The following is a 9,145-nucleotide window of genomic DNA, read 5'->3' as shown; positions in this document are numbered from 1 at the left end:
TCATAACAAAATTACTAAATGCACCCATCTATAAGTTTGACGTAGTTTGGCGCATCTTCATACAGAATTGGTATTAGGACATCAACAGATGATGAAACTTAGATGCAAAAACACTTTTTACCCAGTCCCCAGTCCCTTGCTATAAATTCACTTCCTCTCAGACCTTTTTAAATTTTGGATTTTAAATCATTCAGTCCAAAATCCAAAATTTAAAATTCGGTGAGTGGTGCTACTTGACTTCTATAAACGAGATCATGTTATCCAAGTCAGATCCAACAGAATTATAATTACCAGCACTAAATTCACGGCATATACCACCAGTTTCATGTTGGCATACACGCACCACTGTACCTGGCGGTACACTTAATGAGCTAATAGTGTCATTCCCAACAACATTTAACTCACCTTGGTTGGCTTTGTATACCCCTGGGGTTGTGGAAAAAGACTGGGAAACTCCAGTTAAATTAGGTTCTGTGTAGACCTTAACCTCTGATTGCGGATTGACCTCTATAAACGAGATGGCGTTATCCAAGCCAACTCCAAGAGATTCATAATTACCAGCACTAAATACACGGCATAGACCACCAGTTTCATGTTGGCATACACGCACCACTGTACCTGGTGGTACACTTAACGAGCTAATATTGTCATTCCCGACAACATTTAACTGACCTTGGTTAGCTTTGTATACTCCTGGACTTGTGGAAAAAGATTGGGAAACTCCAGTTAAATTAGGTTCTGTGTAAACCTTGACTTCTGATGACGATGTGGAGGAGAGCTTGTAGATAGTACCGCTATAATCATCCGAAATTAACAAATTACCTTGCAGATCGACTACCATATCCACGGGTCGCCCCCAGATTTCTTCCGTTCCTGGAACTTTCCAACCGTTGACTAAATCGAGCTTTTGCCCTGGAGTGTTTGTCGTAGTGTCCCAGGGGAAGTAAGTTATTTTGTAGCCTACTTTCGTCTGCCGATTCCATGAACCATGTAGCGCTACTACTGCCCCAGTTGAGTACAGGCTGGGAAAATTAGTATTTTGTAAGAATGTTAGTCCCAAGGGAGCGGCATGGGCCTGCATACCCTTGGTAATTCTGTCCATTGCATCGCAATTAACATGTCCATCTGCATTGTATTGATAGTCGCGGTCAAATGGCATATTGTTGAGGCCATTTGGCGTGTCAGGATTGGGGTTGCAGAATGGCCAACCGTAGTTACCGCCATCTCGGACTTTCGTGAACTCCTCTGGCGGGTGGTTGTCTACGTAAGAGGGGATAATCTTACCATAATTGCCAGTGCTATCGTTGAAGGGATAGGCAATGTTATCTCGATTATTAACGACTACCCAAAGGTCATTTGTGCCGGGTAAGAATGCTAATCCTTCGGCATTACGTAAACCTTGGGCAAAAAGCCGCTGATTGGTTCCAGTCGCGTCGTACTGGTAAATCGCACCACGCACTGGGTTACTTACAGTATCTTCCTTGCAGGCATTACAGGTAGAAGCGATCGATACGTACAGTTTGTGATTAGCATCAAGGGCGATATTTTTCAGTTCGTGACCATAAGCGCCTTTGAGTTCCGGTGTGCTGCTGTCTGGTAAACCAGTTACAACGATTTGACGATTTTTTGCGATTAAGTCTCCAGAGTTGTAGATGAAGCGGTTAATTTGATTACTCTCAGAGATATAAACGTATGTGATGCCATCAATTGTATGAAATACAATGTCGTGTGGCTTGCTTAGACCTGTCGCGAATTCGGAAATGATTGGGTCGTTGCTGCCATTTGCCCGGACAATTAACACTTTACCTTTACTTGGCTGTGATACTAGAAGATCCCCATTGGGAGCAACTGCCATAAAGCGGGCAAGTTCAATGCGAGCATAAACAGAGATGGAGAAGTTGGGTGGTACTTTTAAATAACGGTTAGTATCAAAGGGCCAAAAGGTCATCGTACTAGGCACTTTCACCAGGGTGTCAACAGAGGCAGCTGGCGGGTCGGCAAACGTTGCGGTAGAAGCAACCTCTAAGGACATCAAACTAATTAGCGATGCAGATAGTATGCGTCGAAGAATCCGTGTTGGGTTTAGAGCAAACATAACGATTCTGAATTTCCCTGTAGTATGATGGTGATTTATGTTACACCTTAATTTTAACTATTCAATTTTTCTGAGAGCCTCAACAAAGATTACTCAGGGTAATAGTTTTTGAGAATACTTCGTTAGATACATTTAATATTTATATCCTCGTATTTCATTTACCAACTTGTTGCGCGGTAAGCATTGCTACCTCGTAGCGATCGCTATGAGGTAGCAACGTAAGAGGTCACACTCTCCCACTCGACGGGTTAGTGGGGCGATGTTCGCTGCTTCATTAAGAGGGGACTCAATACTTGGGAATGGGAAAAGGTTATCAAAGAACATTAATGATAGACACAAATTTCACAAGGTATTGTTATTATCTCGTAGAAAGTGATTTAGTGAGCGATCGCAATTAGTATGATTGTGCCTTTGATCGTGCGATCGCACAGAGAGTTGTGTAAGAAAAGAGCGATCGGGGTTAATAGTGCTACAAATTAGCCGACCCTACTTATAAGCAGTATTATTTCTGCAATCACCCTGAAATTCGGAAACATTACTCAAGTTAGTGGATATACTCGTAGTCAAAATCTCAACAGAAGCGAGTATTATGCCAGACTTCTTAGTTATTTGGGGTGTAACTCAGGCCGCCGGGTTGATTTTTAAACCCATTCTGGAAGACTTAGCCAAGGATGCGGCTAAAGATTGGGCTAAAGATTTATTAAAAGGCATCCCTGGCAATATTTTAGAGAAACTTAAGAAAGAAGACATAGAAATTGCTGCGGGGAAAGCCTTAAAAGAATTTTTACAACTGGTGCAGGAAGATTTAAAAGGTGGAGAACTTTCTGAAGATGAAATCAAAAAGTATACGCAGCCGATAAAGCAATTTCTCAAAAATCAAGAAGTCAAAGAGATTTTGGGAAATGCCTTTAAAGATAATAATCCAGCTATAGATACTAATAGATTACAAGAGATTTGGGATAATATTAATGTTTCAAATCCGTTACCAGATGATTTTAACTGGAAGCGGGTTGCTAAGAAATATCTCCAAAAGGTTAAAGAGATTATTCAAGGTATTCCTGAACTCAGAGATATTCACGATTCCCAAAATCTGGATAAAATCAAATACTTCTTAGAAGGCAATGCTCAGAAAATTACCACATTTGATTTAGTTAAATATCAAGAAGGAATCCGGGAGTGCTATGGCAATCTCAAGTTAGATAGCTTAGATACTAGCGGCTATGCCTATAACGAACTGAAATTATGGCGGATTTTTACTGCTCAAAATGTCCGGGAAACTCATCAAGTTTTAGCGCAAGTTCACGAACTGCCTAAAGAACATCTTAGACGGCTGCGAGAAAGCGAGCAAGTAGAAGCTGTTGAATTAGAAGAATTAGAACGCCACAAACGGGTTTATTTTGAACAACCGATCCGTTCAGTTTTAGATGTTGTCAATAAAAAGCAAGATTATAAATATATTGTGATTTTGGGCGATCCTGGTTCGGGTAAGTCTACATTGTTGCAATTTCTGGCTTTGAATTGGGCAGAGTCACCACTGGATAATGTTATCTCATTACCAATTCCGTTGCTAATTGAATTACGCACTTATATGCGGCGACGGGAAGATAAAGAGTGCAATAGTTTTCTCGAATTCTTTCATCAATGTAGTGGTGCAATTCATCATCTCAATCAGCTTGAACTAGATAAACAATTAAAAGCTGGTAATGCCTTAGTGATGTTTGATGGTTTGGATGAGGTATTTGATCCTGGTAAGCGAGAGGATGTAATTACTGATATTCATCGCTTTACTAATGAATATCCTGATGTGCAGGTAATTGTCACTTCTCGGATTATTGGCTATAAACCGCAACGATTGCTTAATGCTGAGTTTCGCCACTTTATATTACAAGATTTAGACTCAGAACAAATTCAGGATTTTATCTACCGTTGGCATGAGTTAACTTTTACCGATGCAGTTGATAAGGTGAGAAAACGGGAACGGCTACAAAGAGGAATTGCAGCTTCCAAATCTATTGCAGAATTAGCAGGAAATCCTCTACTGTTGACGATGATGGCAATTCTTAATCGGAATCAAGAGCTACCAAGAGATAGAGCAGAGCTTTATAATCAAGCATCGCGGGTACTGCTACATCAATGGGATGTGGAGCGCGTTTTGATTGAAGATAAGAGGTTAGACCCCAAGACGATTGATTATAAAGATAAGCAAGCGATGCTGCGTCAGGTTGCTTATCTGATGCAAACTGGTGAGAAAGGTTTGGCAGGGAATTTGATTTATGAAAATGATTTAGTCAAAGTTCTGACTGATTATCTCAAAACTATAGAATTTGATAAACCCAGAGATGTTGCGCGGGTGATGATTAATCAACTGCGGACTCGTAACTTTATGTTATGTTTTCTGGGCGCGGATTATTATGCTTTTGTGCATCGGACATTTTTAGAATATTTCTGTGCTTGGGAGTTTGTCTGGCAGTTTAAAGAAACGCAAACGCTGACTATTGAGGAACTTAAGAATGAAGTTTTTGGCAAACACTGGCAGGATGAAAGTTGGCATGAAGTATTGCTGATAATTGTAGGAATGATTGAGCCAAGATTTGTTGGCGAGATTCTTGATTATTTAATGGCGCAAGATGGTGAAGGGGAAAAGTTTGTGAATCTTTTTTTAGCGGCTAAGTGTCTTGTAGAGGTGAGAAATCGCTCGTTAATTGCGTCAACGGCTAATAAATTACTTGACAAGCTAAAAGACTTAACTAAATATGACCTTTGGTACTATTACGTTCTTTATCATGATGGAGAAGAAACTAAGCTAGTTAAAGAAATTCGCACTCAAGCAATCACAGCAATTGCAGCAACCTGGCAACAATCTCTCGACACTAAAACTATCCTCAAACAATGCGCTACCCAGGATAATAACTGGGATGTGCGAAATGCAGCAGTCCAAGAATTAGCCAGGAATTTCAAAGATGATCCTGACGCCAAAACCATCCTCAAAGAATGTGCTACCCAAGGTGATAAGTCTGTGCGACGTGCAGCAGTCCAACAATTAGCCAGGAACTTCAAAGATGACCTCGACACTCAAACTATCCTCAAACAATGCGCTACTCAAGATGATGACAACGATGTGCGACGTGCAGCAGTCCAAGAATTAGCCCATAACTTCAAAGATGATCCCGACACCAAATCCATTCTCAAAGAATGTGCTACCCAGGATGATAGCTACAATGTGCGAGGTGCAGCAGTCCAACAATTAGCCAGGAACTTCAAAGATGACCTCGACATAAAAATCTTCCTTGAGCAATGCGCTACTGAAGATGATGACAACGATATGCGACGTGGAGCAGTCCAAGAATTAGCCAATAACTTCAAAAATGACCCTGGCACAAAAATCTTCCTTAAACAATGCGCTACCCAAGATAATAACTGGGTTGTGCGGTGTGTAGCAGTACAAGAATTAGCCAAAAACTTCAAAGATGACCCCGACACCAAAACCATTCTCAAACAACGCGCTACCCAAGATATTTATTACTATGTGCGACGTGCAGCAGTCCAAGAATTAGCCAAAAACTTCAAAGATGACCCCGACACCAAAACCATTCTCAAACAACGTGCTATCCAAGATAATTATTACTATGTACGACGTTCAGCAGTCGTAGAATTAGCCAAAAACTTCAAAGATGACCCCGACACTAAAACCATTCTTAAACAACGTGCAACCCAGGATGATAACGAAGATGTGCGACGTGCAGCAGTCGAAGAATTAGCCAAAAACTTTAAAGATGACCCCGATACCAAATCCATTGTTAAACAATGCGCTACCCAGGATGATAGCTACAATGTGCGAGGTGCAGCAGTCCAAGAATTAGCCAAGAACTTCAAAGACGACCCCGACACTAAAACCATTGTTAAACAACGCGCTACCCAGGATGATAACGAAGATGTGCGACGTGCAGCAGTCGAAGAATTAGCCAAAAACTTTAAAGATGACCCCGACACAAAAATCTTCCTCGAACAATGCGCTACCCAGGATGATAGCTACAATGTGCGAGGTGCAGCAGTTCAAGAATTAGCCAAGAACTTCAAAGACGACCCCGACACAAAATCCTTTCTCAAAGAACGCGCTACCCAGGATTATAGCTACTATGTGCGACGTGCAGCAGTCGAAGAATTAGCTAAGAACTTCAAAGATGACCCCGACACAAAATCCTTCCTCAAAGAACGCGCTACTCAGGATGATAGCTACTTTGTGCGACGTGTAGCAGTCAGAGAATTAGCTAAACAGTTTAAATATCAGTTTGAGTTATTTGAAATTTACCACCACTGCGCTGTTAATGACCCCTTTAAGGATAGCCATGATCCTCCCTATAACTCCAACCCTCGGCGCATTGCACTTGAGATAATTATCAAGCAATTTCCTCAGCATCCTCAGACTTTACCACTGTTGCGCGATCGCGCCAAAAATGACCCAGATGAGCAAGTGCGGGAGTATGCTCAGAAAAAGTTGGCACAATTAGAGAAGTAAAAGAGCGGTGAAAATATGAACAATACAGAAGTTCGTCAGCAAATCAACCAATATCTAGATGGATTATCTTCTGAACGCCTAGAACTGGTTGCTGACTTTTTAGCGTATCTCGCAGATAAAGAAAGTGAAGATGCTACTCAAGAGTTGCTTAATATCCCTGGATTTATTGAATCCTTTGAAAGAGGTAAAAAAGATATTGCTGAAGGTCGGGTAAAAAACTGGAGAACAATTCGGTCTGATGTATAACGTTGTGTTATCTGCCAAAGCCGAGGAGATTTATGCTATGGCAGACCAAGCCTTAGCCAAAAAGGTTGCTAGGTGCTTTGAGCAACTAGAACAAAACCCTCGGTTTCATCCTAATGTTAAACCTCTTAAAGGTGACTTTGCGGGTTATTATCGCTATCGCATTGGTGACTATCGAGTAATCTATCAAGTTGATGATGGAACAAATCAAGTTATGGTAACTACTATTGCTCATCGACGAGAAGCTTATGAATAAATATGAAATATACAATCGTGATTCAATGGTCTTCTTCTGACCAATGTTATGTAGTTTTCTTACCTGAGTTTACGCATATAATGCAGCCTTGCACTCACGGAGAGACTTATGAAGACGCTCTTAAAAATGCTCAAGAGGTTTTAGAAATGCTGATTGAATTATCTTTGGCTGATGGTGAACCTCTACCAGAGCCTAAAACGCTAGGAAAATCTTTGGAAGTTGCATAGATAAGCAAACAGAGTAATTGTGCGATCGCTATTGGGAGGTTTTTAAATGCAACCGAATTTTGAAGCGATGACTGGTAAAAACTGGAGAACAATTCAGCATATCAGATTCTATTAGTCCAGTAATTTGGTTGACGCTGAAGGTGCATGACTGCAACTATTAAAATTTGCTGCTCTCTGATGGCATAAATGATTCCATAAGGAAAACTAGCTACGCGGCAGCGTCTTGTATTCTTTGATAATTGAGTCCATGCTTCTGAAAACTGTTCAATACGACTGATAGCGCGTTCAACTTCGGCAAGAAATGCGTCCCCCATCTCGCGGCTAATATTGTCATAATAAGCAACAGCATCATCTAATTCTTGTTTGGCATCAGGATGAAAATCATAAGCCATTACTTTCTCCTGGAACGCAGTTCTCGCAACACCTGTTCACCAGAAATTAGAGTAACTTCGCCTTGTTCAACGGCTTGAAATCTTTTCTCTGCTTCCTCTGTCCACAGAGCATCAATTTCTAGTTGATTTTCAGCATCCAGACTTTTAAACAAATGTTCAGCAAGCATTGCTCTTAACCCTGGAGGTAATGACAATGCAGCATCGAAGATTTCATCATAGGTGTTAACCATACTTTTTCAAATTCAGTAGCAGGTTATTTTCATTATAAAAGTAACGTTGTAAATCAGTAAAATTAAATAAAAAGAGCTAATCTCATGACTACATCTGTAAATACAACCAAAGTCTACGACGAAATTATAGATTTTATTGCTGCTGGAACCACCCCCCAAAGTGTTATCGATTTCAAACTCTCGGATGCAGCCAAAGACCGTTTAGAGGATTTAGTTTATCGGGCAAAAACTGAAGGTCTTACTGGAAGTGACCAGCGAGAGTTAAATCATTTCCTCACGCTAGAGCATATTATGAGGTTAGCAAAAGCAAGAGCTAATCAGTACGTTAACCCTAAGTGAGTATTCAAAGTGTCTCGTCTATATATTAATGCAGAACTGGGGCGTTTAGTTTGCGATCGCGCTGCCCATCTATGCAAGTATTGTTTATATCCAGCTTTCGTGTAGGTTGGGTTGAGGAACGAAACCCAACAGTTTCGGGTTTTGTTGGGTTTCACGACCTTCAACCGAACCTACAAATTTTCTAAAACAGATAAATAAATAGGTTATGATGTGCGATCGCATCCACCAATGGGAATTCTATACTTAGCAACACTTGCTACTTCACTATTAAAACTCCCAAGGTAAATATACGATGGCCTATCAAAATATTACAGCGTCCCTTTCTCCACAAGATATCCAAGAAATTAAAGCCGCGCTACAGAAAGTCCAACAAAAGCTACCCTTTTTAGTTACTCTCAGCCCTGAAGAACGCCGGAAGGTGGTGAAAATGGGCGACAAAAGCCTAGCCTTTGTGAATAATAGCGTCACTGCTGCTCAGTCTAACCGCGAAATCCTTCCAGCCACTTTTGACGTTGAAGAACTTGTTCGAGATTATCAATTAGCCGCAGCGCTGACTGAACTTTTAACCTCAATCCAGCAACTCAGCGAACAGGTAGATGATACCCTAATGGCTGTCGGTAGTGAAGCTATGACTAGCAGTTTGACTGTTTATGATTACGTCAAGACTGCATCAAAAAAGACTCCAGGCTTAAAAATTGTCGCTGAACAGTTAGGCGAACGCTTTAAAGCCATCAAAGGTAGACCTACTAAAGCTGCCTCTAGTTCTTAAGCCTCTGAACTCCATTAATGCACCTCTGAACTCCATTAATGCACCTCTGAACTCCATTAATGCACCTCTGAACTCCAT

Annotated in this window: 9 protein-coding genes; 6 read left to right on the top strand and 3 right to left on the bottom strand. The window is 41.0% G+C overall.

The window, feature by feature from the left end; genetic code table 11:
* Positions 1-229: 229 nt before the first annotated feature.
* Positions 230-2,095 (bottom strand): sugar dehydrogenase, encoded by a 1,866-nt coding sequence (locus RMZ41_RS31745; RefSeq protein ID WP_322641356.1) that lies wholly within the window; start codon positions 2,093-2,095, stop codon positions 230-232.
* Between the two features lie 589 nt (positions 2,096-2,684).
* Between RMZ41_RS31745 and RMZ41_RS31740 the strand changes: the two genes are divergently transcribed.
* From RMZ41_RS31740 to RMZ41_RS31725, 4 genes are read left to right on the top strand one after another with little or no spacing between them, the layout of a single operon-like run.
* Complete coding sequence (locus RMZ41_RS31740; protein WP_322641355.1) at positions 2,685-6,611, top strand: HEAT repeat domain-containing protein; 3,927 nt, start codon at positions 2,685-2,687, stop codon at positions 6,609-6,611.
* Between the two features lie 15 nt (positions 6,612-6,626).
* Positions 6,627-6,857 carry a hypothetical protein gene (locus tag RMZ41_RS31735; protein WP_322641354.1) on the top strand — a complete coding sequence of 77 codons (231 nt, stop codon included), beginning with the start codon at positions 6,627-6,629 and terminating at the stop codon, positions 6,855-6,857.
* Complete coding sequence (locus RMZ41_RS31730) at positions 6,850-7,110, top strand: type II toxin-antitoxin system RelE/ParE family toxin (protein ID WP_322641353.1); 261 nt, start codon at positions 6,850-6,852, stop codon at positions 7,108-7,110. The genes RMZ41_RS31735 and RMZ41_RS31730 overlap by 8 nt, the downstream gene beginning before the upstream one ends.
* A 2-nt stretch (positions 7,111-7,112) precedes the next feature.
* A complete protein-coding gene (locus RMZ41_RS31725) occupies positions 7,113-7,337 on the top strand; it encodes a type II toxin-antitoxin system HicB family antitoxin (RefSeq protein ID WP_322641352.1) in 225 nt (74 codons plus the stop codon).
* 101 nt (positions 7,338-7,438) lie between these two features.
* Here RMZ41_RS31725 and RMZ41_RS31720 read toward each other — a convergent pair whose 3' ends face one another.
* Both RMZ41_RS31720 and RMZ41_RS31715 read right to left on the bottom strand, forming a co-directional pair.
* Positions 7,439-7,729 (bottom strand): type II toxin-antitoxin system RelE/ParE family toxin, encoded by a 291-nt coding sequence (locus tag RMZ41_RS31720; RefSeq protein ID WP_322641351.1) that lies wholly within the window; start codon positions 7,727-7,729, stop codon positions 7,439-7,441.
* Positions 7,729-7,959, bottom strand: coding sequence for an addiction module protein (locus RMZ41_RS31715; RefSeq protein WP_322641350.1), 231 nt, complete (start codon positions 7,957-7,959; stop codon positions 7,729-7,731). Before RMZ41_RS31715 ends, RMZ41_RS31720 begins: the two co-directional genes overlap by 1 nt.
* 84 nt (positions 7,960-8,043) lie before the next feature.
* Here RMZ41_RS31715 and RMZ41_RS31710 point away from each other — a divergent pair, with 84 nt between their 5' ends.
* Complete coding sequence (locus RMZ41_RS31710) at positions 8,044-8,298, top strand: hypothetical protein (RefSeq protein WP_322641349.1); 255 nt, start codon at positions 8,044-8,046, stop codon at positions 8,296-8,298.
* A 292-nt stretch (positions 8,299-8,590) separates the two neighbouring features.
* The gene (locus tag RMZ41_RS31705) at positions 8,591-9,067 is read left to right on the top strand and encodes a hypothetical protein (protein ID WP_322641348.1); all 477 of its coding nucleotides are present in this window, start codon (positions 8,591-8,593) and stop codon (positions 9,065-9,067) included.
* The last annotated feature ends 78 nt before the right edge of the window (positions 9,068-9,145 follow it).

It is taken from the genome of Nostoc sp. DedVER02, assembly GCF_034530675.2.
Classification (GTDB): domain Bacteria; phylum Cyanobacteriota; class Cyanobacteriia; order Cyanobacteriales; family Nostocaceae; genus Nostoc.
The sequence above is the reverse complement of the archived record's forward strand: the minus strand, read 5'-3'. Positions and strand labels throughout refer to the sequence as shown.